18 protein-coding genes, 16 tRNA genes and 1 rRNA gene are annotated in these 23,666 nt (G+C 53.5%); 29 read left to right on the top strand and 6 right to left on the bottom strand.

Annotation, left to right across the window (positions count from 1 at the left end):
* Nucleotides 1-207: 207 nt before the first annotated feature.
* The 21 genes from rrf (at nt 208) to ET33_RS00780 (ending at nt 5,361) form a co-directional block, all read left to right on the top strand.
* Nucleotides 208-324, top strand: a 5S ribosomal RNA gene (gene rrf / locus ET33_RS00880).
* 40 nt (nt 325-364) lie between these two features.
* A tRNA-Asn gene (locus tag ET33_RS00875) sits at nt 365-440 on the top strand.
* Nucleotides 441-445: 5 nt separating this feature from the next.
* Nucleotides 446-534 (top strand) — tRNA-Ser (locus ET33_RS00870).
* A 34-nt stretch (nt 535-568) separates the two neighbouring features.
* A tRNA-Glu gene (locus ET33_RS00865) sits at nt 569-643 on the top strand.
* A gap of 9 nt (nt 644-652) precedes the next feature.
* Nucleotides 653-728 (top strand) — tRNA-Val (locus ET33_RS00860).
* A 16-nt stretch (nt 729-744) separates the two neighbouring features.
* A tRNA-Met gene (locus tag ET33_RS00855) sits at nt 745-821 on the top strand.
* Between the two features lie 13 nt (nt 822-834).
* Nucleotides 835-911, top strand: a tRNA-Asp gene (locus ET33_RS00850).
* Nucleotides 912-983: 72 nt separating this feature from the next.
* A tRNA-Thr gene (locus tag ET33_RS00845) sits at nt 984-1,058 on the top strand.
* Nucleotides 1,059-1,083: 25 nt separating this feature from the next.
* Nucleotides 1,084-1,159, top strand: a tRNA-His gene (locus ET33_RS00840).
* A 6-nt stretch (nt 1,160-1,165) separates the two neighbouring features.
* A tRNA-Gln gene (locus tag ET33_RS00835) sits at nt 1,166-1,237 on the top strand.
* A 12-nt stretch (nt 1,238-1,249) separates the two neighbouring features.
* Nucleotides 1,250-1,322, top strand: a tRNA-Lys gene (locus ET33_RS00830).
* 21 nt (nt 1,323-1,343) lie between these two features.
* A tRNA-Gly gene (locus ET33_RS00825) sits at nt 1,344-1,418 on the top strand.
* A gap of 62 nt (nt 1,419-1,480) precedes the next feature.
* Nucleotides 1,481-1,555 (top strand) — tRNA-Gly (locus tag ET33_RS00820).
* A gap of 10 nt (nt 1,556-1,565) precedes the next feature.
* Nucleotides 1,566-1,645 (top strand) — tRNA-Leu (locus ET33_RS00815).
* Between the two features lie 7 nt (nt 1,646-1,652).
* Nucleotides 1,653-1,729, top strand: a tRNA-Pro gene (locus ET33_RS00810).
* A 14-nt stretch (nt 1,730-1,743) separates the two neighbouring features.
* Nucleotides 1,744-1,817 (top strand) — tRNA-Gly (locus ET33_RS00805).
* Nucleotides 1,818-1,824: 7 nt separating this feature from the next.
* A tRNA-Arg gene (locus tag ET33_RS00800) sits at nt 1,825-1,898 on the top strand.
* 299 nt (nt 1,899-2,197) lie between these two features.
* Nucleotides 2,198-2,659: a GreA/GreB family elongation factor gene (locus ET33_RS00795; RefSeq protein WP_036675210.1), complete on the top strand. Its 462-nt coding sequence runs from the start codon at nt 2,198-2,200 to the stop codon at nt 2,657-2,659.
* Nucleotides 2,660-2,901: 242 nt separating this feature from the next.
* Nucleotides 2,902-3,657: a 2-dehydro-3-deoxy-D-gluconate 5-dehydrogenase KduD gene (gene kduD / locus ET33_RS00790; RefSeq protein WP_036675209.1), complete on the top strand. Its 756-nt coding sequence runs from the start codon at nt 2,902-2,904 to the stop codon at nt 3,655-3,657.
* Nucleotides 3,642-4,640, top strand: a complete 999-nt coding sequence (locus ET33_RS00785; RefSeq protein ID WP_407668065.1) for a sugar kinase — start codon at nt 3,642-3,644, stop codon at nt 4,638-4,640. Before kduD ends, ET33_RS00785 begins: the two co-directional genes overlap by 16 nt.
* 58 nt (nt 4,641-4,698) lie before the next feature.
* Nucleotides 4,699-5,361: a bifunctional 2-keto-4-hydroxyglutarate aldolase/2-keto-3-deoxy-6-phosphogluconate aldolase gene (locus ET33_RS00780; protein WP_036675205.1), complete on the top strand. Its 663-nt coding sequence runs from the start codon at nt 4,699-4,701 to the stop codon at nt 5,359-5,361.
* Between the two features lie 109 nt (nt 5,362-5,470).
* On the opposite strand, the gene ET33_RS00775 is transcribed toward ET33_RS00780, so the two are convergent.
* From ET33_RS00775 to ET33_RS00760, 4 genes are all read right to left on the bottom strand, one after another.
* On the bottom strand, nt 5,471-10,009 hold the full coding sequence (locus tag ET33_RS00775) for a glutamate synthase-related protein (protein WP_051775007.1): 4,539 nt from the start codon (nt 10,007-10,009) through the stop codon (nt 5,471-5,473).
* A gap of 515 nt (nt 10,010-10,524) precedes the next feature.
* Nucleotides 10,525-11,880, bottom strand: coding sequence for a glutamate-1-semialdehyde 2,1-aminomutase (locus ET33_RS00770; protein ID WP_036675201.1), 1,356 nt, complete (start codon nt 11,878-11,880; stop codon nt 10,525-10,527).
* Nucleotides 11,858-12,778: a PhzF family phenazine biosynthesis protein gene (locus ET33_RS00765; protein WP_235206607.1), complete on the bottom strand. Its 921-nt coding sequence runs from the start codon at nt 12,776-12,778 to the stop codon at nt 11,858-11,860. The genes ET33_RS00770 and ET33_RS00765 overlap by 23 nt, the downstream gene beginning before the upstream one ends.
* A 69-nt stretch (nt 12,779-12,847) precedes the next feature.
* The gene (locus tag ET33_RS00760) at nt 12,848-13,885 is read right to left on the bottom strand and encodes an LCP family protein (RefSeq protein ID WP_036675199.1); all 1,038 of its coding nucleotides are present in this window, start codon (nt 13,883-13,885) and stop codon (nt 12,848-12,850) included.
* A 188-nt stretch (nt 13,886-14,073) separates the two neighbouring features.
* On the opposite strand from ET33_RS00760, the gene ET33_RS00755 reads away from it, so the two are divergent.
* Genes ET33_RS00755 through ET33_RS00745 form a run of 3 tightly spaced genes read left to right on the top strand, consistent with a single transcriptional unit; the run spans nt 14,074 to nt 16,705 of the window.
* Entirely contained in the window at nt 14,074-15,126 is a 1,053-nt protein-coding gene (locus ET33_RS00755; protein ID WP_036675198.1) for an ABC transporter ATP-binding protein, read from the top strand.
* Nucleotides 15,119-15,913 (top strand): ABC transporter permease, encoded by a 795-nt coding sequence (locus tag ET33_RS00750; RefSeq protein ID WP_036675196.1) that lies wholly within the window; start codon nt 15,119-15,121, stop codon nt 15,911-15,913. Before ET33_RS00755 ends, ET33_RS00750 begins: the two co-directional genes overlap by 8 nt.
* A gap of 6 nt (nt 15,914-15,919) precedes the next feature.
* On the top strand, nt 15,920-16,705 hold the full coding sequence (locus tag ET33_RS00745) for an ABC transporter permease (protein ID WP_036675195.1): 786 nt from the start codon (nt 15,920-15,922) through the stop codon (nt 16,703-16,705).
* Between the two features lie 107 nt (nt 16,706-16,812).
* On the opposite strand, the gene ET33_RS00740 is transcribed toward ET33_RS00745, so the two are convergent.
* Entirely contained in the window at nt 16,813-17,025 is a 213-nt protein-coding gene (locus ET33_RS00740) for a hypothetical protein (RefSeq protein ID WP_036675193.1), read from the bottom strand.
* Between the two features lie 383 nt (nt 17,026-17,408).
* Between ET33_RS00740 and ET33_RS00735 the strand changes: the two genes are divergently transcribed.
* The 3 genes from ET33_RS00735 (at nt 17,409) to ET33_RS00725 (ending at nt 19,953) form a co-directional block, all read left to right on the top strand.
* Nucleotides 17,409-18,077 carry a hypothetical protein gene (locus tag ET33_RS00735; RefSeq protein ID WP_036675191.1) on the top strand — a complete coding sequence of 223 codons (669 nt, stop codon included), beginning with the start codon at nt 17,409-17,411 and terminating at the stop codon, nt 18,075-18,077.
* A gap of 156 nt (nt 18,078-18,233) precedes the next feature.
* Nucleotides 18,234-18,722: a thioredoxin-dependent thiol peroxidase gene (bcp, locus tag ET33_RS00730; protein ID WP_036675190.1), complete on the top strand. Its 489-nt coding sequence runs from the start codon at nt 18,234-18,236 to the stop codon at nt 18,720-18,722.
* Between the two features lie 145 nt (nt 18,723-18,867).
* On the top strand, nt 18,868-19,953 hold the full coding sequence (locus ET33_RS00725; protein ID WP_036675188.1) for a lactonase family protein: 1,086 nt from the start codon (nt 18,868-18,870) through the stop codon (nt 19,951-19,953).
* Nucleotides 19,954-19,965: 12 nt separating this feature from the next.
* Here ET33_RS00725 and ET33_RS00720 read toward each other — a convergent pair whose 3' ends face one another.
* Complete coding sequence (locus ET33_RS00720) at nt 19,966-20,976, bottom strand: ABC transporter substrate-binding protein (protein ID WP_051775000.1); 1,011 nt, start codon at nt 20,974-20,976, stop codon at nt 19,966-19,968.
* A gap of 179 nt (nt 20,977-21,155) precedes the next feature.
* Here ET33_RS00720 and ET33_RS00715 point away from each other — a divergent pair, with 179 nt between their 5' ends.
* Complete coding sequence (locus ET33_RS00715) at nt 21,156-22,598, top strand: polysaccharide deacetylase (RefSeq protein WP_051774999.1); 1,443 nt, start codon at nt 21,156-21,158, stop codon at nt 22,596-22,598.
* Nucleotides 22,599-22,685: 87 nt separating this feature from the next.
* Entirely contained in the window at nt 22,686-23,660 is a 975-nt protein-coding gene (locus ET33_RS00710; protein ID WP_036675187.1) for an AAA family ATPase, read from the top strand.
* Nucleotides 23,661-23,666: the final 6 nt, after the last annotated feature.

Genomic DNA, 23,666 nt, shown 5'->3' with positions numbered 1-23,666 from the left:
GGCTTATCCAATAAGTCTTCCGAAGTTCGCTTCGGAAGCGACTAAGGTTTAGATATCAGTGAAGATATATCTTTTAGGAGCGACTTTTGACGCAGTCAACGGAGCGAGAAAAGATATATCGGAATGCTTTGTTTCGATCCAGTTTTTAGGGTGCAAGTCGCCTTGAGTTAAAGTAGAGATGTTTCGTGGCAGAAACATCGACATCCGTTTGGTGATGATGGCGGAAGGGAACCACGCGTACCCATCCCGAACACGACCGTTAAGCCTTCCAGCGCCGATGGTACTTGGACCGCAGGGTCCTGGGAGAGTAGGACGTCGCCAAGCGGATATGATTCGACACTTCATACTCCTTAACTGTTAACGTTCCCTGATAGCTCAGTTGGTAGAGCACTCGACTGTTAATCGAGTTGTCACAGGTTCGAGTCCTGTTCGGGGAGCCATTCTTGGAGAGGTGTCCGAGCTGGCCGAAGGAGCACGATTGGAAATCGTGTAGGCGTCACAAGCGTCTCGAGGGTTCGAATCCCTCTCTCTCCGTAGATTTTCATCATCGTACTTTATTTTAAAGCATGGCCCGTTGGTCAAGGGGTTAAGACACCTCCCTTTCACGGAGGTAACAGGGGTTCGAATCCCCTACGGGTCACCATTATCCCATGGAGGCTTAGCTCAGCTGGGAGAGCATCTGCCTTACAAGCAGAGGGTCGGCGGTTCGATCCCGTCAGCCTCCACCATAGAATTATTTACTGACGCGGGGTGGAGCAGCCCGGTAGCTCGTCGGGCTCATAACCCGAAGGCCGCAGGTTCAAATCCTGCCCCCGCAACCAATTTCATTTGTGTGGAGCCGTGGTGTAGAGGCCTAACATGCCTGCCTGTCACGCAGGAGACCGCGGGTTCGAATCCCGTCGGCTCCGCCATTTAGAAGCTTTTAACTTCGGAACGAAACGGACGATATCCGAGGGTTCCGAAATTTTTAATTTATGTAACGTGCCGTCGTAGCTCAGCGGTAGAGCAACGCACTCGTAATGCGTAGGTCGGAGGTTCGATTCCTCTCGACGGCACCATTTATGCCACTTGGCAATTCATATGGCGGTCGTGGCGAAGTGGTTAACGCATCGGATTGTGGCTCCGACATTCGAGGGTTCGATTCCCTTCGATCGCCCCATAGTCATGGGGATTAGCCAAGCGGTAAGGCAACGGACTTTGACTCCGTCATGCCTAGGTTCGAATCCTAGATCCCCAGTATTTTCAGCACGAGCCATTAGCTCAGTTGGTAGAGCACCTGACTTTTAATCAGGGTGTCGTAGGTTCGAGTCCTACATGGCTCATCTTCTTACAAAATAAATTGAGCGGAAGTGGCTCAGGGGTAGAGCATCGCCTTGCCAAGGCGAGGGTCGCGGGTTCGAATCCCGTCTTCCGCTCCATCGCAACTTTTGCTTATGAAGATTGACATTTGCACTTTTTAGTTTTAATCTAAGGTTAGTTTGCGGAAGTGGCTCAGGGGTAGAGCATCGCCTTGCCAAGGCGAGGGTCGCGGGTTCGAATCCCGTCTTCCGCTCCATTTATGATATGCCGGTATGGCGGAATTGGCAGACGCGCGCGACTCAAAATCGTGAGGGAAACCGTGGGGGTTCAAGTCCCTCTACCGGCATTTATAACGGGACGTAGCTCAGCTTGGTAGAGCACCTGGTTTGGGACCAGGGGGTCGCATGTTCGAATCGTGTCGTCCCGACCATTCAATATTTTAATGCGGGTGTAGTTCAATGGTAGAACTCCAGCCTTCCAAGCTGGTAGCGTGGGTTCGATTCCCATCACCCGCTCCATATGCAAGTTCCAGTAGCTCAGCTGGATAGAGCAACGGCCTTCTAAGCCGTCGGTCGGGGGTTCGAATCCCTCCTGGGACGTCATATTCGAAATTAAAGAGGTCTGGAAGCAGGCCTTTTTTTGTTGTATTCTATTGTCTAAACCGATCCTGTTTATATAGGGTGGCCAGTTGTCGTTATATAGCGGATGAGAGCACGTAGGTTAAGCTTTCGCAGTTCAATTTCTGGGATCATGGCATTTATGGAAAAGTTCTGATACAATGGGTTAAAGCTCCTTTCGAGGGGCTTATTTTATTAAGGAGGAAGGCATATGAGTCCTATGGCAGTACAAAGGCTAAACTCACGAAGGATAAGAACGTATATAGGGGGGGATATCTACTATGAACCCTAGTTTCGGACGTGGTGCCCGTGCCCAATTAATTAACCAATTGCTCTATTTTGACGAACAAAGTAGTGCGTTTCTTGATGACTTTTGCCCGCAGCAAGGCAAGGAACGAGTGAATCTCGAAAAGCTCATCGAACAATACACGGCAGTTTTGGAACGCCTATTGGCGCAAGATGAAGTGCAGTTTATGCAGTCCTTATATTCCAAAGTGCTGATCGGCAGCAGTGTAAAAGTGAAGTATGAGGAAGACGGTTTAGAGGAAACGTTTACGATTGTATTCCCAACCTTAACCGCGCCTGATAAAAACTATGTTTCATTCTTATCCCCGATGGGCCGGCAGTTGCTCTTAGCTACGTCCGGTGCGGAACAAACGATTGAAATTCCTGCCGGCAGCTTTGCCGTAACGATCGAGGAAGTGAAATACGCTTACTCTGGAGAATTTACGAAGACAGGCTAAGTAACCCTCGAAAATGCTTACTCCACAAAAGGACAGCTCCTTTCGATACAGGGGCTGTTCTTTTACATAACCATCAGGAGAGCCTTGAGCTATACAAATTGTCTACAAAATTTAACGTTCCGGTTACATTTTGGACCCGGCTATAGCAGTTTGCAGCAGTATGACTTATAATAAAAGGAATGAGCAATCCGATTAGAACGCAAGCTCGGATACGCTTAAAACGTTTAAATGGGGTGTTAGAGATGAATTTGTTTGATTTGACCGGAAAAGTGGCTTTAGTAACCGGGGGAGCCGTAGGTCTTGGTGCGGGTATTTCCTTAGGCTTGGCCAAGGCAGGCGCAGACGTCGTTATCGTAACGAGTAGCGACCGTTCGCGTGAGGTTGAGCAACAAATCCAAGCGATGGGCCGCAAGGCACACACCATCATAGCGGATCTGATGGATGAAAGCGTATTGAAGAGCGTGGTAGACGAGGCGTTGTCCGTTTTTGGGAAAATTGATATTTTGGTTAATAATGCCGGGATTATTCGGCGTACGCCGGCTGCCGATCACGCGGCGCAAGACTGGCATGACGTGCTGAATTTGAACTTAAACTCTGTTTTTTTCCTGTCACAGCTTATTGGGCGTGAAATGATTAAACAAGGGTCAGGTAAAATTATAAATATTGCATCGATGTTAAGCTTTCAAGGCGGGATCAATGTGCCGGGCTATACCGCTTCCAAGCATGCGATTGCCGGGGTAACTAAAGCGCTTGCGAACGAGTGGGCCAGTAAAGGCATTCAAGTTAACGCTATCGCCCCGGGGTACATGGCTACCGACAATACGGCGGCACTTCGTGCGGATGAAGAGCGCAGCTCGCAAATTTTGGTACGTATTCCAGCCGGACGCTGGGGAACAACGGAAGATATGCAAGGACCGGTCGTATTCCTCGCGTCACAGGCTTCAGACTACATGAGCGGCCACGTGCTTTGCGTGGACGGGGGATGGATGACGAGATAATGATGGAGAACGGACGAGCGGAGCAGCAGCAGATGTTTCAGCCGGAAATCATTACATTCGGGGAATCGATGGCACTGATGATGCCGGAAGGAAGCAAAGGAATCGAATATTCGTCCCGCTTCCAAGGGCTGTTTGGCGGTGCGGAAAGTAATGTAGCGATCGGGGTGGCCCGTCTGGGCCACAGAGCAGGCTGGTTCAGCCGCCTTGGGAAAGATCCGCTTGGCCGCATGATCATGAAAAAAATCCGCGGCGAGGGCGTGGATGTCTCCCGTGTGGAGCTAACAACGGAAGCGCCGACCGGCTTAATGCTCCGCGAGGTGGTATCCGGGAAAACATCGGTGTACTATTACCGCAAAGGCTCCGCGGCCAGTACGCTGAAGCCGGAGCATTTGGACGAGCAATATATTAAGCAGGCTAAATATTTGCATGTAACGGGCATTACGACTGCGCTAAGTCCGACCTGCCGGGAAACGGTCAGGGAAGCGATGAAGCTGGCCCGCAAACATGGCGTGAGGGTCTGTTTTGATCCGAACTTGAGGCTGAAGCTGTGGTCTTTGGAAGAAGCGCGAGAGGTGCTGTTAGAGTTGGCCCAAGAAGCGGATTATTTCTTGCCTGGGTTAGACGAGCTGAAGCTGCTGTATCAAACGGACAGCTTCGACGACATCGTGGCCCATCTCAGCCAGCTCAAAGCGGTATCGATCGTCAAGGGCGGCGAAGACGTTACGTATATTGTAGAGCAAGGACGTGTAAGCTCGGTGCCTTATTTTAAAGCGGAGCAAGTGGTGGATACGGTCGGGGCAGGAGATGGTTTTTGTGCAGGCTTTTTCGTTGGTTTGCTCAAGGGCTATAGTTTGGAAGAAGCGGTCCGCCTCGGTAACCTGATCGGCTGTATGGTGGTACAGATGGAGGGAGACTGGGAGGGCATTCCGACTTGGGAGCAAGTGGAGGCGTTTCTTAACAACGTAAAGCATGTTGAGAGGTAGTATCCGACGCAATGAATCCATGCACTACTAACTTCATATTAGGAACGGATGAGAGTATATGAAAAAAATCAAGCTTTTGCAGCAGCTGACTAGTGAAGGCGTGGTAGCCGTTCTGCGCGGAGAAACGCCGGAAGAAGTCGTCGAAATGGCCGAACAGGCGATCGCAGGCGGCATTAAAGTTATCGAAGTGACAATGACGGTGCCATTTGCGTTACAAGCCATCGAGAGGCTTGCCAAGAAATATACAAGCTCCACGCAGGATCCGTCAAAGTATGCGATTATCGGCGTAGGGACGGTATTGGACCCGGAAACGGCGCGGGCGGGCATTCTAAGCGGAGCGGAATTCGTGGTTGGTCCGGCGTTAAATCCGGATACGGTTACGTTGTGCAACCGGTACCGCGTGCCTGTTATGCCGGGCGTGATGACGATTCAAGAAATTCAACGGGCACTGGAGCTCGGCGTAGACATCGTGAAGCTGTTCCCGGGCAATCTATACTCGCCATCGACGATCAAAGCGATCAAAGGACCGCTTCCGCAAGCCAACGTTATGCCGACCGGAGGCGTCTCGCTGGACAATCTTGCCGAATGGATCAAGGCGGGCGCAGTGGCCGTCGGTATCGGTTCCGACCTGACAACGGAAGCCGTCAAAACGGGCAATTACAGTCTGGTAGCCCAAAAAGCCGCGCAATATATCGAAGCTTACCGGGCGGCGAAAGGCTAAGTTGCCCATTATCTATAGCATATAAAAAAGCAGCGTATTCCCAAACGTTCGTTCGGGTAACGCTGCTTTTTTTTGATGAGGATCTTACGAAGGTTGACTCTTATTGGGTTTATTCGGTAGCTACCGATTGATCGGCTTGCAGACCGACCGGAGCAATCCGAACGAAGCTCGTTTGCAGGTTGTTCAGCAAATGCTCCACTTTCGCTGCGGCTTCCGGTTGTCCGGATTTCACAAGCTCTTCATGGTAAGTGCCGAGAAGTTCGTTCAAGTCTTTCACGCTTTGTACGCCGACCGGTTCGATTTTGACCTTGGCGCCTTTGGCGACCCGGCGTTCGATGGCGGCTTGATCCAGACCCATCTCTGGTACGAGGCGTTGGTAAATGACGCCGCCCGTCATCCCTGCGCAAATCCAAGGACCTGGATCGCCGAGTACAACAGCGCGGCCATTGGTCATGTATTCAAAGGCGAAGCCTTTCATGTTCGCGCGGGCTGCAATGCCGCCGAGCTCGTCTTGAATCGGTGCCGTAATTTCGCCGCCGAATACGACGTCTGCGCCGGAGAACCGGATGCAGGCTCTGGTATCGGCATTGCCTTGAATCAGGAACAAGCCTTTTTGCGCGCCGTAGCCAAACGACTTGCCCACGGAGCCATTGATGAACTGCTTATGCTTGCTTGGTGCTTTCAGGATGGCGACTTTACCGCCGAGCGACATTTTGCCGACGCCGTCTTCCGCACCGCCGTGAACCGTGATGTTTACGCCGCGGGCATTGAAAGCAGCCAATCCGTTACCCGGTACGGAGCCTTCGGTCATGGTGATGCTTACCGGAGGCAGTGCATCGTAGCTGCCGTCGAAACGGTCTCTTACGCGGTGGCTTGCATAGCGGCTGCCAAGGATGCGGGATTCCGCATCGACCTTGGACCAAGTGCGTTCTACCGGCGATTCGAACGAAACGGCATCCGGGAAAAATTGCTGGCCTTCCGCACCTGCTGCAATGCGAATATCCGAGGATACCGCTGCTGCGACTTCCTCCAAAGCTTCTTGTGCTGCCGCCAAGGACAGCGGAGCCGGACGGAGCAGGTCGGACAGATCGATTTTCTCAAGATGGCTTACTTGCTGCAGCAGGTCGGAACGGCCGACGAGGTCCTGCAGGTCTGCAAAGCCGAGCTGAGCGACGATGTCCCGTACTTCACGGCCGATCCCGCCAAACAAACGAACAAGCGATTCAACAGTCGTATCGTAGACACGAGGCACGAAGCGGCGAAGGCCTTTTTCTTCCGCTTCTTCCATCGAGTCGATTTGCGTCGCGATGCCGACGTGACAAGTATCCAAATGACAGCCACGGCACGTTGTACAGCCGATGGACTGCATTGCGATGGAGCCGAAGCCGATGCGGTTCGCGCCGAGCATGATCATTTTCACAACGTCGGCACCGGATTTCATGCCGCCGTCGGACCAGAGCTCCACTTTGTGACGCAATCCGGCTTCGATCAGCGCGATGTGCGCCAGCTTCGTACCGATTTCGGTCGGCAGACCGACGTGCGTAATGGAGTGAATCCGGGCTGCACCCGTACCGCCGTCAAAACCGGACAACGTGATCACATCCGCGCCTGCTTTGGCAACGCCGACTGCAATTGTGCCGATCCCAGGAACGACCGGAACTTTCACGATGATTTTGGCCTTGCGTCCGCTTGCTTCCTTCAACTCGGAAATGATTTGCGCCAAGTCCTCGATCGAATAAATGTCATGGTTGTTGGACGGCGATATCAGGTCGGAGCCGATAGTTGCGTTCCGTGCCAATGCGATCTTGGCCGTTACTTTCGAGCCCGGCAGGTGACCGCCTTCGCCCGGTTTCGCGCCTTGACCGATCTTGATTTCCAAGAAGGCAACAGCGTTAGCAAGCTCAACGTTAACGCCGAAACGTCCGGATGCGACTTGGGCGCCGCGGGTCCGCTTATAACGGCCGAGCATGTCTTTGATCTCGCCGCCTTCGCCGTTCATCGTTACCATGTTCAGGCGCTCGCCGGCTTCGGCGTAAGCGCGGAATGCCGTCTCGTTCTGCGATCCGAAGGACATGGAAGAGATGAGCATCGGCAGATCGTGGCCGCCGATTCCAATTTCGACTTGGGAAGGGTCGAGCGGCTTGCGGCCTTCGGCGTGCGCTTTCTCATAATTGAAATCCGCAACGTGACGGATGGAAATACCGTTTTTCTTTTCCTCTTCACGCAGCTTGTCGCGATAGTCTTCGTATGGAGCCGCTCCGGAAGCCGCATCGCCGAGCGCTTTCCACATCCGTTGGAAGAAGCGGAAGTTGCGGGCTGCTTTTGCTTTCGGATTGGCAAAATCGTTGTAACGGGCTTCGGCATCGGTTTCAAGTTCGGCAAAGCCGGTTCCAGCCTTATCGCTGCCCAGGTAGTTTACAATATCCAGCACGTCGGCGAGCTCCGGTTTCAGGCCGATGGATGAGAAGAAGCGGGTGTAACCGCGAAGTTCATGCGTACCGATCGTGGAGATGACTTTCTCCAAGCCTTTCATCAACGCGGTGAACACTTTGCGTGCCGCTGGTGCGCCGTCCTTCGCCGCTGCCGTAGCAAACAAGATGTAAGGGGACAGTACATCTGCGCCCAAGCCGCAAGCAACGGCCATATCGTGCAGGTTGCGGATAGCCGCGCTGCGCAGCACGATTGTCGTTTGACGGCGCAGGTTGTCGCCGTAACCGAGCTTCACTTCGCGAAGCGCGATATCGACTTTGGATACGGCCAGATGCGGGTCCATCCACAGCCGGTCGTTCTGATGCGCCTCGCTGTCGTCCAGCACAAGCAGCATTGCGCCTTTGCGCACGGCTTGCACGGCGTCCGCTGCAAGCTGCTCCAGGGCATCCTTCAGCGAAGTGCCGTGGGCGAACGTCGTCGACAACGTGGCGACGGCATCGCCGGTTTGCGCACCGAACATGGCGACAAGCTGCTCGTAGCTCGGTTGTTTCAACTCGGCTAAAGAGTCGATACCGTTGCTGCCCTCAAGCACGACGGGATAAAGCAGCTCTACCCGCAGCCGGTCATCCGGCTGGCTGTACACGGCCGGGCGAGGCCCTACGACAACGCGTGTGGAGAAATGCTCCATTTCACGGTCACGGTCGATCGCCGGGTTGGTAACAACTGCAACGCTTTCTTTGATGAAATCCGGAATATTCTGACGCTCCCAGTTCAACGCGGCATGCGGGCTGTCGTGGCCGAGCGAGCGAATCGGCTCCGCGCCGGTTTCGGCGGTCGTTTCGATCATTTGGATGCCGTCGCGGTCCCATCCGAACGCGCTGTAGAGCGCATCCGTCGGCGTGACGTCGGCGGAAGGCGCTGCTTCGACGGCCGGAATTACATTGTTCAAGTGCTTGCGCTGTCCTTCGAGTCCAAGACGGCTTTGCACGCGCTCCAGCACGGCGGATTGCACCAGATGATAAGGAATCACCTGTACATGCTCGCCCGGTGTCAGGACGACGCCAACTTTTTCGCCCGGTGCAATCGGTTTCGGATCTGCGACCATCTCGCCGACCGTAATGACGCCTTGCTCCGAGGAGAAATACAGGGACGTTTCGCTTTCCACCATCCATACCGGACGCAGACCTAGCGCATCGACGCTAAAAATGCACTCGTTGCCGTAACGGGAAACGATCCCTGCCGGTCCTTGCGCGTAATGCCCCCAAGCTTGGCGGAAGTAGACGTACATGTCCTGCAGTTCTGGACGGAAAAGCTTCATTTCGTTAAGAATCGGAGGGAAAACGACTTCCATCGCTTCGAACAAGCTGAGGCCGAAACGGTGAATGAACGTTTCGATAGTACGGTTCATGTCCTGGGAGTCGCTGCCGCCGTCAACGAGGGGCACGCCGACCATATCGGCTTCGATCCGCATCTTTTTTACCGTATTGATCTCGCCGTTATGGCCAAGCAGCGAGAACGGCTGCACGCGGAAAAAGCTGGATTGAGTGTTCGTGGAGTATCGGTTGTGTCCGATAGTAACCTGCGCTGCGAACAGCGGGTCGCGGGTGTCATTGAAGTATTTCGGCAAAATGCTGGCGGCGCCCATCACTTTGTAAGCGGCCGTGACGTTACTGAGGGTGGCGACGTGTACGTTATATTTGGCTTCGATCGCCACATGAAGCTCAAACAGATGGTCGGAGACTTTCACTTCCTGCTTGTCGCACAGACCTGCGATTTGCCAGAAGGTTGGTTCGTCGTTGCGTCCGTTCGGACCGAGCACGCTGCTGTCCACTTGATTTTCCTGCTCCAGAAGGATGCTTACCTGGAACTGGGAGAACAGCTCGCGGATTCCTTTTTGCATATCGGGAGCGGAGATGTCCAGCTTGCGCGGCACGAAAATGTGCGCGACGGAGAAGCGCTCGTCATAAGCAAGCTTGCCGTCGAGACCGGCGTCGGTCAGCTTTTTCTCCCACAGGGCGCGCGGAATGTCGGTCAGGATGCCGCAGCCGTCGCCTTCCCCGTTTATGAAACCCGAACGATGTTCCATTTTCACGAGAGCGTCGATCGTCTTTTGAATGTTGTCGCGGGACGGAAATCCGTCTTTTTCAATAATACAGATGATACCGCAGCTATCATGTTCGGTGGCCAATAAATTCTGAAAGCGGCCTTCATTGCGCATAACTTGATTCATTCTCGTGGTCAGCAGGCTGACCGTCACCTCCCATTAAAATTAGTTGCGGGTTCGTCCTGAAAAGAAGGCTTTGTTCATGTGAAGCAAGAAAGCGGAAAGAGCCAACGAATCATTGCAATGAATAAAAATACATTTATTCTGCATAATTGACTTGGTTTTCAGTTTCTCGATTCAGCAGAAGCTGTGCGGAAGCGGGTGATAAATGAGGCTTCACCCCAACCGTCCAAACGCACAGCTTCATAGTTAACATGGCAAAAACCTTACATTTAGCCGAATTTACTTAGTTTAAAAGTATTTATAGAATATCACGAAATTTCATGTGAGACAATAGAACATTGAAGGGAAATGTTGATTGTAAGCGCTGTCTATTTTGCATAACTGGTGAATAAAGGCAATTTCGGAGCGGAATGATGAGGGTTCATAAAAAACGAACGAACTATTACCTTTGTCCGATAATAGTTCGTGATTTGGGTGATAAATGGAATTTATTGCCGATTGCTCGGTTAAGCGTTCATGCGGGCGAATGCGCGATTTGCCGCTTCAATCGTATAAGCGACGTCTTCGTCCGTATGGGCCGTGGTCAAGAACCAGGCTTCATATTTGGACGGAGCCAGGCAGATGCCGTCCTCCAGTATGTAGCGGAAAAAGGCTGCAAACTGTTCGCCGTCCGTATTTTGCGCCTCGTCGTAGTTCGTAACCGGATGGTCGCAAAAGTGTGTCGACAACGCGCCACGAATGCGGTTCACGGTTAGCGCAATGCCATGATTGCGAGCCCCTTCGGCAAGGCCTGCTTCCAGCATGGCGCCGAGCCGGTCCAGCCGCTCGTAGGTGCCGGGCTCTTGCAGCGCCTCCAGGCACGCGATCCCGGCGGAAATCGATGCCGGATTGCCGGCCATGGTGCCGGCTTGGTATGCCGGTCCGAGCGGCGCCACTTGCGCCATGATCTCTGCGCGGCCGCCGTAAGCGCCGATCGGCAGTCCGCCGCCGATGATTTTCCCAAGGGCCGTAAGATCGGGCTCGATGGCTGCGTAGTCGGTGCCTTCGGGCATACCAGTGAAGGTGGAGGCAGCGCCGTAATGGAAGCGGAACGCGGTGATCACCTCGTCGTAGATGACAAGGGAGCCGTTCCGGCGGGCGGCGGAGCACAGTCCTTCCAGGAAGCCGGGCTTCGGCATGACCATGCCGAAGTTGCCGACAATGGGCTCGACCATGACCGCGGCCACGTCGCTGCCCCAACGCTCCAGTGCAGCGTCCAGCGCGGCGAGGTCGTTGAACGGCACGGTGATGACCTCGTGCGCGATGCTGACCGGAATACCGGCGCTGTCCGGTATGCCGAGGGTGGACGGGCCGGAGCCGGCGGCGACGAGCACAAGATCCGAATGGCCGTGGTAGCAGCCGGCGAATTTGATGATTTTGTTCCGGCCTGTATAGGCGCGGGCTACCCGGATCGTCGTCATCACGGCTTCGGTGCCGGAGTTGACGAAGCGGACCTTATCAAGCGACGGAATCGCTTCTTTCAGCATGCGGGCGAAGCGAATCTCGAGTTCGGTCGGTGTACCGTACAATGTGCCGTTCTCCGCCGCACGGACGATGGCGGATGTCACATGAGGATGCGCGTGGCCGAGAATGATCGGACCGTAGGCAGCCAAATAGTCGATGTAGCGGTTGCCGTCTTCGTCCCAGAAATACGCTCCTTGTCCCCGTTTCATGAAAACGGGTGCTCCCCCGCCTACGGCTTTGAAGGAGCGGGAAGGGCTGTTGACCCCGCCAACGATATGCTCGAGTGCCTCCGCATAAAGCGCTGCAGAGCGTTCATGGGGCTTGGGTTCGGATGCGTTAGACGCAAATGGATTGCTCATAAGGTTTCAAGTCCTTTCCATCTAATCTATGTATATCTACATTATAAAGGATTGCGTTCCGGCAGTGAATTTTTCTCTGGATCGGATCGCATTCTACGGGAAGGTGAAGAAGCGAGCCTTTAAGCACCGTTACCGCTTGACCATGAATGTGAAGACGGTCATCGACTAACGTCAGTCTAAGAATGCCCGTTCGTGCAGACGATTGAATGGCCGTCATCCGGTCTTTTCCCAGCTTGCCCCGCCAATAGGGCGCCAGTGCGCAATGCGCCGATCCAGTTACCGGATCTTCGTCGATTCCGAGCACCGGGAAGAAGCAGCGGGAGGCGAAGTCGTACCGTTCATCCTGCGAACGGGCTGTAACCAGCACGCCACGAACGCCGAGCTCCGCCATGATGGCGAAATTGGGCTTCAGCCCGCGTACGGCTTCCTCCGAGTCCAGCTCGACCAGCAAATCCAGCCCGTTGGTTCCGACAAAACGGGACACGGCCCCGCCCAGGACATCGGCCAATCGTTCCGGCGCGTCCGTCTCGGTGATCCGCTCCACGGGAAAATCAAGCCGGATCCAACCGTCCTCGCTCGCGGAGGCCGTCAACTGGCCGCTAAGCGTATGAAAGGTCAAAGGCTGTTTACGGTCTACCCGCCCGGTTTCCCACAAGTAGTGTGCGCTGGCCAGTGTAGCATGGCCGCACAAGTCGACCTCGACCGTCGGTGTAAACCAGCGAAGCCGGTAGCTTCCGTCCTGTTGGGGGGAGAGAAACGCCGTTTCCGACAAGTTCATCTCCATCGCAACCTGCTGAAGCCATGGGTCGGAAGGATAGCGCTCCAGCAAACAAACCGCCGCGGGGTTGCCGTGAAACGGCTTATCCGCAAAGGCATCAATAATGTGCATCTCGATCATAAGAACTGTTCTCCTTTCAGGTCAAAAGCGGGAAGCCCCTGGCCTCCCGCTCGCGTATGATCATAGCTGCTATTTTTTTTTGACCGGAGCGTTGCCGGTCGTGCTTTTATTGCCGCTCTCGGCAGACTTGCCGGCAGGGGCCAGAGGGTCCCGGCCTTCGAACAGCGCTTTAATGTAATCCTGCAGCTTGGTGCGGTTTACGCTGAGGACTTCGGCGCCGCCGACCCGTTTTTCGATCAGCAGCTCGGAAGGCGGAATTTGCTGGCTGACCATGCCCTCGGTTTTGGCCTCGAAGGCGAGCGTGCCGAGCTTCAGCATGTCGGTCGTCGTCAAGTTCGTTTCGAGGTAAGGATCGATGCTGTTCAATATTTTCGGCAACCGGATCAGGGAACCGGTCGTCTGCATTTTTTGCGCGACGGCCTGCAAAAATTTGCGCTGCCGCTCGGTCCGGGAAAAGTCGCTCATGGCGTCGTGACGAAACCGGACGTACTGGAGCGCCATTTTTCCGTCGAGATGCTGCATGCCCTTTTTCAGATCGATATCGTACTCGTGGCCGTCTTCCGAATCGCGGTACTTCATATCCTTCTCCACTTCGAGATCGATGCCGCCGATGGCGTCGGTCAGCGCGATAAAGCCCTTGAAATCGGTATAGAAAAAATATTGAATCGGAATACCGAGCAGGTCGCTGACCGTGCGCATAGCCAGATTCGGCCCGCCGATGGCAAGTGCCGTATTGATGCGTTCCTCGCCATGCCCCGGAATTTTCACGTACGTATCGCGCAGAATCGAGAATAAGTACGCTTTCTTCGTCACCGGATCGATGGAGGCGATCATGATCGAATCGGAACGGGGAACTTCGTTCTTTTTGAGTCCCCGGGAATCGCCGCCGAGAATGAGCACGTTTACCCGTGAATTGCCCTCCCATTTGGGCGGGGTGTAGCTGTCCGACACGCTGAGCTGCTTCGGGGTTAGCCCGCCGAATTTGGTCGTGTCGGGATGACTTTGAATGTTGTTGGCAAATTGAACGAAAGAATATGTAAAATAGCCGATTCCTGCAAGCAACAGCAGCAGCAGCGAAATGAAAAACCATTTTATCGTACGGACCATGGGAATTTTCCCTCCTCTGGTTGCGTTCGCTTTTCCTGATCGTAAGGTTGGTGTATCATAACGGGTATAGGTTTTGACAATGCCGCAGGATCATGCATGCGTTAGGGCAGGAAACTATTTCATTATTATAAAAGGTTTCAATCCGCGCCTGCAAGCTTCGGCATATTTTGACAGGAGGACCTTCACCTATGAATCTCGCCATCGACGTGCATCGGCTGAGAAAAGAATTCAAAGTGCAAAAAAACCGGGAAGGCTTGAAAGGCGCTGTGCGCGACCTGTTCAGGAGAGAGTATAACCAAGTCGCCGCGGTGAAAGACATCAGCTTCCAAATTCCGCAGGGCGAGATTTGCGGCTACATCGGCGAGAACGGAGCGGGTAAATCGACTACGATCAAAATGCTGACCGGCATTCTCGTCCCGACCTCCGGCGATATTCGCGTAGGCGGCTTCGTTCCTTATAAAGAGAGGGAAAAATTCGTCCGGAACATCGGCGTCGTATTCGGCCAGCGCAGCCAGCTTTGGTGGGACATCGGCGTGATCGAATCGTTCCAGCTGCTCAAGAAAGTGTACCGCGTCCCGGAAGCGGAATACCGCAGCCGCATGGACGAACTGGTGGAGCGGCTGCAGCTTGGCGAGCTGTTGAACCGGCCTGTGCGCAAGCTGAGTCTAGGCCAGCGGATGCGCTGCGAGCTTGCCGCGTCGCTCATTCACAATCCGGAAATTTTGTTTCTGGACGAGCCTACGATTGGTTTGGATATTATGGTCAAGACGGAAATCCGCGAGTTTCTAAAATCCATGAACAAACGGTACGGTACGACCATTCTGCTGACAACCCATGATCTTCAGGACATTGAAGCGCTGTGTTCCCGGGTCATTATGCTCGACGACGGCCGGATCATTTACGACGGAGGACTTGAGGAGCTGAAAGAGCGCTGGGGCAAAGGCAAGGAAGTCATTCTCCGTTTCTCGGAGCCGGTATCGCTGCCCCGTTTGCAGGAGCTGACCGCAGGACTGCAAGTAGACTGGTCGCTCGACAACGAGCTGACGGCTAAAGTATGGATTCCGCAGCAGGCGGCAAGCGTCTCTGAGGTGCTTAGCCGGGTTGTCGGTATAACGACGATCGAGGACATTAAAATCCTTGAAACGAACACGGACGACATCGTGCGCGAAATTTACAAGTCCGGATCGGCGGAAGCGAAAAAGGAGCTGCGCGAAGAACAGGAAGTGACGCTGCATGGTTAGCGCCTATCTGGACATTATCCGCATCCGCTTCCTGATGATGCTCGCTTACCGGGTCAATTATTACAGCGGGATTATTATTTATGCCCTTAATATTGGGGCGTATTATTTTCTATGGAAGGCGATTTACGGTACGAAAGAGCTGCTCGGCGGGATGACCGTCACACAGATGACGACCTACGTGGCCGTGTCGTGGATGGCGCGGGCGTTTTATTTTAACAATCTGGACCGGGAAATTGCCAATGAGATCAAAGACGGTAGCGTCGCGATCCAGTTCATCCGCCCGTACAATTACATCGTCGTCAAAATGATGCAGGGTCTCGGCGAAGGCTTGTTCCGGTTCTTTCTATTTTCCGTGCCGGGCATGGTGATCGTCGCGTTCCTGTTTCCGGTGCAGCTGCCGTCCGATCCGCTAACCTGGGTTATTTTTCTCGCCATGCTGTTTTTCAGCTTCCTGATCAATACGCAGATTAATATCATTACCGGCCTGTTCGCCTTTTTCCTTGAAAACAACGAAGGCATGATGCGGATGAAGCGGGTAACCGTCGATTTGTTCTCCGGACTGGTCGTGCCGATGTCATTCTTCCCGGGCTGGGCGCAGGATCTGATGAATCTGCTGCCGTTTCCGGCGATCACGTACTTGCCTGGCTCCGTCTTCACCGGCAAAGTAGCCGGCAGCGCCGTTTACAACGTATTTGCCATCCAAATCGTCTGGTTCGTGCTGTTAATTGTGCCGCTCTATGTACTTTGGCGGGGCGCACGAACGCGGCTGTTCGTGCAGGGAGGGTGATGGCGCATGTTCTATGCGGGCTTGTTTGTCGATTATTTGAAAAATTACATGAAAACGCGGCTCACCTACCGTTCCGATTTTTGGATCGAGGTGCTGTCCGATCTGTTGTTTAACGGGTTGAATTTATTTTTCATTCTTGTCGTGTTCCAGCATACCGCGGCGATCGGCGAATGGAACGAGCAGCAGATTTTGTTTATCTACGGCTATTTTATGGTGCCTTACGGCTTGTTTATTACGTTTTTTAATCTCTGGGGATTCACCGAGCGTTACATCGTCAAAGGCGAGATGGACCGGATCTTGACCCGGCCGGCGCATAATCTGGTGCAGCTGATGCTGGAAAATATGGACCCGTCCTCGCTGTTCAGCGCGCTGGTTGGCCTGATCATCATGATCTATTCCTGGACGCAGCTTGACCTCGGGCTGATGTGGTACGATCCGTTCATCCTGCTTGTGTTGGTGCTCGGTTCGATCATGATTTACGGGGGCGTGTACATTTTCTTTACATCGCTGTCGTTTTTCTCGGATTCGCCTACCGGCATTTTGCCGCTGCTGTGGAACCTGCAAAACTACGGGCGGTACCCGATGACGATTTACAACCGTCTTCTGAACATCATGCTGACTTGGGTGCTGCCGTTCGGCTTCGTCGGGTTTTATCCGGCCGCCTATTTTCTGGACCGGGCAAATTGGGGAACGTTCGCCTTACTTACCCCGCTGGTGGGGCTCGTCTTCCTGACCTTCGGGCTGACGGTGTGGAATTACGGGGTGAAACGGTACCGCGGAGCAGGATCATAGAGTGCGGAATACTATGTAACAAAGTAACATATGGGGATCGCGAGGAGCTGCCGACAGGCAAGCTCCTCTTTTGCGTACCGGGACGGCGCCGCGGAGAAGGCTACCATTTAGTAGCCTTTGTGCCCGTCTTTGACCCATTCGTCTCTTTCGGAATAAGAGTAAACGTGCTGCGGGCAAGGGACGCAATGATGGCGATTGACGATTTCGACGGGACGAACGACCTGAACGAGCTGGGGATGGAAAAAATCCCGGTAGATCCGGACGGGCGGATCGTAAACGGTCTTGGTCGGGCATGGGGAGTAGCAATCGTAATCGTGCATATAAGCGGCTCCTTTCGGGTTGGATTTACTTTATAGTATGTGAGAAATGTCTAGTGGACTGGGCAGTTCCCCAGTTCGGCAAAAATTTAAAAAATCAAGGTCTCTTTGTTTTAAGATTTTTTTAAGCTTTCTTTCATTTCCCTTTAAGCTTGACGTAACGTTGAGTTCATATTTCCATCCTATACTAGCAATAAGTCCCTTACCACAAACTGGTTCGTTCAAAAAATGTACATACTTGATGATTTCGAGCGAGTTGACAGGGAGGTTTATCCAGTGGTATGATACAAATCATAGGGAGTTGAACATATGTTCAAAACGTTTGTTCAAAACAAATGTTCAAGCGTATGTTCGAAATATAAAAAAAGGATAAGGTGGAGAGAATTATGAAAAAATGGACAGGTAAAGTTATGGCAGGTACGGTGGCAGCAGCAGTATTGTTTGGTGGAATCGGCGGATTAGCAACGGCCCCTAAGGCTTTTGCGGATGACGAAATTACGTACACGGTCGTTCCGGATGCTTCCATTCCTTTGCACAAGCGTGTAAATCTTGGTTTGAATGCCATTGTTGTTCAAGCATCCGGTATTATTGATATGAGCGTGGATGATTTGAAGGATGAACTCCAAAAAGGCAAAACGATCTCGGAAGTGGCCAACCTCCACGGGGTAACTCATACAGATTTGTTTAACCGATTGGTCAATCCTATGCTTGAAAGAGTGGATAGTGCTTTAAGCCAAAAAGTCATTACTTCGGATGAAGCCAACCAACTGAAACAAGAAGTAAACGACACGGTTACTGCGGCTGTCAGCAAAGGCGGCTATAAAGACAAACTGCAAGGCGCTTACGGCAAAAAGCTCAAGCTGAAAGCTCAAGTTGACGAAGAGTCCGTAGCAAAAGTACTTGGTATTACTGAAGATGAGTTGAGCACCTATTTCAACAACGGCAAAACGATTGCCGATATCGCGAAAGAAAAAGGCCTCAACGAAGATCAAGTTATTGCAGGCTTGAAGGATGAGCTGAACGCTTCCCTGAAAGCATTCATCAATAAGAAGTAAGAGCTTCAAAACATCTATCGCAAAGCCGTCCTTTATGAGGGCGGCTTTTTCATTTCCTAGATTAGGAGGGTCAGGTTGTTTTGCGGCGGTGGAGTTTCGTATAATGCTTGTACAAAGAAAAAATTGACAAACACGGATGCGAGGAGATGAATAACTATGCCGCAGCTTCAACCCGGACAACCTGTTCCGGATTTTAATCTGACCGCCGGAAGCGGGGAATCCGTAACGCTATCGCAGTTTCGGGGCAAATACGTCGTTCTGTACTTCTACCCCAAGGATATGACGCCGACATGTACGGAGGAGTCCTGCCAGTTCCGCGATTACAACGGACAATTCGAGTCGTTGAACACCGAAGTGATCGGGATTAGCCCGGACGACCTGAAGTCCCATGAGAAGTTCGCCGCCAAATACGAGCTGCCGTTCCCGCTGCTCTCTGATCCCGACCACGAGGTATGCGAGTTGTTCGGCGTTTGGCAGCTGAAAAAGATGTACGGACGCGAATATATGGGCGTGGTTCGCTCGACGTTTGTCATCGATCCGCAAGGCAAGCTTGTTCGCGAATGGCGCGGCGTTCGGATCAAGGGCCACGTCGAGCAGGTGCTGGAAGCCGTCAAGGAGACTCAAGCAGGAGTAGAGACCCCATAGCAGCCGTTCATCTCTAAAGGCCGGGAGCAACGCAAAGCAACCCCGGCTTTTAAATTAGCATCAAGTTGGTAGAAGCAGGAATGCATACTGGGGATGGCGAAAAACAAACCTTAGCAATAAATTTCCAGTAAGGGAGCGGTCGTGAATGCAGCGGTATGAAAAACAGTCCAATCGGATCGTCTACGTAGGGACTTATAATGGCGGCGGAAACGATTCTTTATATGTGCTAAGCATGGATAAGTCAACCGGGGAGCTGTCTGCGATCGGCGCTTATGCGGAAGTCGAGATGCCTTCCTTTTTGACGGTTGATACGGAACGCGGCAGGGTGTTTGCGGTAAGCGAACTGCAGGATGAGGCAGGCAAGGAAGGCGGGGAAGTGGCTTCTTACGCCGTGGAACCGGAGACCGGGGCTTTGCGCTATATCGGCAAACAGCCTTCTTTCGGCGCTTCGCCGTGCCATTTGGTAACGGACCGTGAGGGGAAGCGGCTTGTCGTTGCCAATTATACAAGCGGCAGCGTGAGCCTGTACCCAATCTCGGAAGATGGCAGTATCGGTCCGTTGGCGGATCGGAAACAGCATGAAGGGCACAGCGTTCGCAGCGACCGGCAGGAAGCGGCTCATGCGCATTGCACCGTACTGAAAGATTCCCGCATTTTTGTCGCAGATCTCGGAATGGACAAAATTATGATCTACAACATTCAAGAGAACGGAGAAAAACCGGCGCTTGTTTTGCATGGCGAAGTGCAGGTGCATGCCGGGGCAGGCCCGCGCCATATCGCATTTCATTCTGAGCTTCCGTATGCGTACGTCATTAACGAGCTGGATTCTACGATTACGGCGTTCGCTTACAGTCAAGAAGCCGGAACGCTTCGGGAAATCCAGACGGTGTCCGCGCTGCCGGATGGGTTTGCCGGGGAGAGCTACTGCGCCGATATCCACATTGGGGTATCCGGGGACTACTTGTACGGCTCCAACCGCGGGCATGACAGCATAGCCGTCTACCGCATCGACCGGACCAACGGCAAGCTGACGCTGATCCAGCACGAGCCGACCGGCGGAGCATGGCCGAGAAATTTTGCCGTTACGCCGGATGGGAAATTCGTGTTGGCCGCCAATCAAAATTCGGATTCCATTGTCACCTTAGCCGTAAATGAAAACACCGGCCGGCTGGAGCCCACAGGTCATGAGCTCCGCATACCGAAACCGGTGTGCATCCGATTTTTCGAGTAGCAGGCGGCAGGTTTATTTCAGCAGGTATTGATCCACTTCGTCCAGCATCTTATTGGCGGCAATGATCCCGCCGGAGGAGTTCCAAATATCGTCGCTCACTTTAATCACTTTGTTGTTTTTCACGACGTTTAAGTTTTTCCAAAGCGGGTCGCCCGTCCAGTCTTTCTCGACGGCGCTCGCTTCTTTTTTATCGTTATCCCACACGTAATAAAATAGGATGTCCCCGTCCATATCCGGAAGACGTTCCTTGTTGATCTCGGCCATAAATTCGTCCTTGTCCTGTGCAGCCGGACGTTCGAAGCCGATTTTGCTGAGCGCAAGTCCTGCAAACGTATCTTTCATATAAAGCCGGGCTTTCCCCGGAATAAAACGAACAAGAGATACTTTCGTATGGAGCTTATCTCCTGCTTTAGCCTTCATGTCGGCGATGCGTTTGTCATATTGCTGCAAAAGCTGCTCGCCCTCGGCTTTTTTGTTAACGGCTTCGGCATATACCCGGAAGTTTTTCTGCCAGTCGGATTGCAGACGTTCCGTAAATACCGTCGGCGCGATGGCTGCGAGCTGCGTGTATACTTTTTCCTGACGCAGTTTATTGCCGAGAATCAGATCGGGCTTCAGCTTGGCGATTGCCTCAAGATTCGGCTGGTTCTCGTCTCCGACGACTTCAACGCCATCCAGATCTTTCTTCAAATGGTCGTACCACGGGCTGCCGGACCAGGATTTAACCGCTCCCACCGGCTTAAAGCCAAGAGCAAGCACGGCCTCCGTTCCTTCATTAGTCAGGACGACGATCCGTTTAGGTTGAGCGGGAATTTTGGAAGAGCCCATCGCATGGTTGATCGTTAGTTCCGATACGGCTGCCGCAGCCGGCTGTTTCTGGGCTGTATCGTTAGTCGAGGCTGGAGGGTTAGCCGCGCCGCAGCCGCTCAGTATCGCACCTAAGGTGGTTACGCAGGCCAAGAGCGCAGCAGCGGATTTCCATTTCAAACGTAAGGATGTAAACAAAGATGATGCCCCTCTCATTATAAATGAAAATGATTATCATTATCGTGAAAAATTCTACCTCGTTCCACCACCCTTGTCAATGTTTTCTTGCATGGCACCCGGCGAATTCTCATGCAGTCCTCCGGTCATAAAAGAGAAAAACCATCCATATATTCTATCAATACCCATTTCATAGAACTATACGGAGGGATCTCTCAATGAAGTGCAGACCGCAAGCTTATTCGTTCCGCATGATTAGCACCGTTTGGACATCCATGCTTTTCCTCACGATCCTGTGGCTTACGGTCTTGACGAACACGGCAGGGGCGGCACCCGGTCATGAAGGAGAGGAAGCTTTGTTTACGCAGCTGAAATCGGGCAAACGTATGGCAACCGAAAAATACTATACCCCTGCGGAAAAGCCGACGGTGTACCTGACCTTCGACGACGGGCCGAGCAAGCTGACCCCGAAGGTGCTGGACATTTTGCGGGAGGAGGACGTCCGGGCCACCTTCTTCGTGTTGGGCGAGCAGGTGCAGGAGCGCCCGAATATCGCGAAGCGTATCGTGGAGGACGGCCATGCCCTCGGCAATCATACCTACAATCACGTCTACCGGGAGCTGTACTCCGACTTTCGCGCATTTTGGGAGCAGGTTCAGAAGACGGAAAATATATTGCAGGAGACGACGGGCGTCAGGCCGCGTTTTATCCGTGCACCGGGCGGGACGTACGGCAATTTTGACGCTTTTTATTTCTATTATTTGGGGCAGGCCGGCTACGAGATTTACGATTGGTCCATCGACAGCGAAGATGCAAGGCGTCCTGGGATGACAGCGGACCAAATTTTCCGTACGGTGGAAAAAGGACCGTTCGGAAACGAGGTCATTGTGCTGATGCACGACGGTTCGGGGCATGAAGAATCTGTAAAAGCGCTTCCCCGGATCATCCGGTTATTTAAAGAGAAGGGCTATGCTTTCGCTTCGCTCACCCCGGAGGTGAAGCCGGTACAGTTTTCCAGCGGGAAACCGAAATGGTCCAGGACGGAAACTCGCGAATCGTTCGACAGCCTGCTAGCTGCTGTGCACGAACATCGGGAGCTTTGGGCTGCAGAGGATACTCCGGGCAAGGAAAACGCTCCGAAAGCGCTTCCTGGCTCGCCCGCGGCTATCGCTTATACGGAAGCCGGTCAAAGGGGAGGGCCGGAACGTTTGAATGTGTATTTGGGTGACCGCACGCTTGCTTTAACGAAGGAGCAGTTCCGTTTTCGGGACGGAAGCTACAGTGTACCTCTGAGACCATTGATCGCAGCGATGGGCGGAACCGTAGAGTGGAACGCCGAGCGACGAACGGCTGTCGTCCGCTATGGAGCGACTGCGGCCGAATACGATTTGGCCCGGCAGGAGCTGAGGGTGCGGCGTCCTGCAGCGGAATGGAATGCCGAAGCGAAAGAGCGCATTCACCCGTTTCCTGAAATGGAGCTAGCGAACGGGACGCTGTATGTGCCGCTCCGTCAAACGCTGGAGCTGCTGGGCGACCGGATGCTGTCCAGCGACCTTCCGCACGAACGGGGTGCCGTGGAGGTGCAGGCGGCAGTCTATGGCGGCTACCGGACCGGATGGATACATTTGACGAGCACGAGGAAGCCTCCCGATCAAGTCTAAAAGCTATGAAAACCGGACATACTGAATGCTAGAATGCAAGATTCGGAAAAACTTGCATACCAAGATTCAGGTCAGGAGGTTTTCAGGGTGACAAAATCGGTGAATCTGACGGATGCGCCGCAGGCGGTGCTTGAACGGATCGTGTATCAAGTGGAGAAGGTCATCGTAGGCAAACGGGAGGTCATCGAAAAGCTGCTCGTAGCGCTGCTTTGCGGCGGACATGTGCTGCTGGAAGACGTCCCAGGCGTAGGCAAAACGATGCTTGTGCGCGCGCTGGCGAGAACGATCGACGGCAGCTTCAAGCGGATTCAATGCACCCCGGATTTGCTGCCGTCCGATCTGACCGGGGTTTCGGTGTACAACCAACGCAGCGGCGAATTTGAATTCCGTCCGGGGCCTCTGCTTGCCCATATCGTATTGGCCGACGAGTTGAACCGCGCATCGCCGCGGACGCAAGCCGCCATGCTGGAGGCGATGGAAGAGAAGCGGGTGACGGTCGACGGAACGACCTATCCGCTGCCGGAGCCGTTTTTTATTCTGGCGACGCAAAATCCCGTCGACTTCGAAGGCACGTTCTCGCTGCCCGAAGCCCAACTCGACCGGTTTATGGTGAAACTGCGTCTCGGTTATCCCGACCCGCTTGGCGAGGTGGAGATGTTGGGTCGTATGGAGGAGCCGTTCCCGCTCGCTCAAATTCGTACGGTTGTCCTGCAGGAGGAGTTCGTCTCCCTTCAAAAAGAAGCCCGCGCCGTTCATGTCGACGATACGATCAAGCAGTACATTGTCCAGCTTGCGACGGCAACCCGCACGCATCCGGACGTATCGCTGGGCGCCAGCCCACGGGCTTCGATCGCATTGATGCGGGCCTCCCAGGCGCAGGCTTTCTTAAAGGGTCGCAGCTATGTCATCCCGGATGACGTGAAGGAGCTGGCCGTTCCCGTACTGGCGCATCGCTTGACGTTAGCGCCGTCTGCGCTGCTGTCCGGTCGTCAGGCGGAAGCTCTTGTCGCTTCGGTCATCGCTAGCGCGTCGCTGCCGGTCCGCCGGCATGCCGCAGGCTGAAGAAAG

Origin of the sequence: Paenibacillus tyrphae, assembly GCF_000722545.1 — a bacterium.
Taxonomy (GTDB): domain Bacteria; phylum Bacillota; class Bacilli; order Paenibacillales; family NBRC-103111; genus Paenibacillus_G; species Paenibacillus_G tyrfis.
This window is presented reverse-complemented; position numbering and strand designations above follow the sequence as displayed.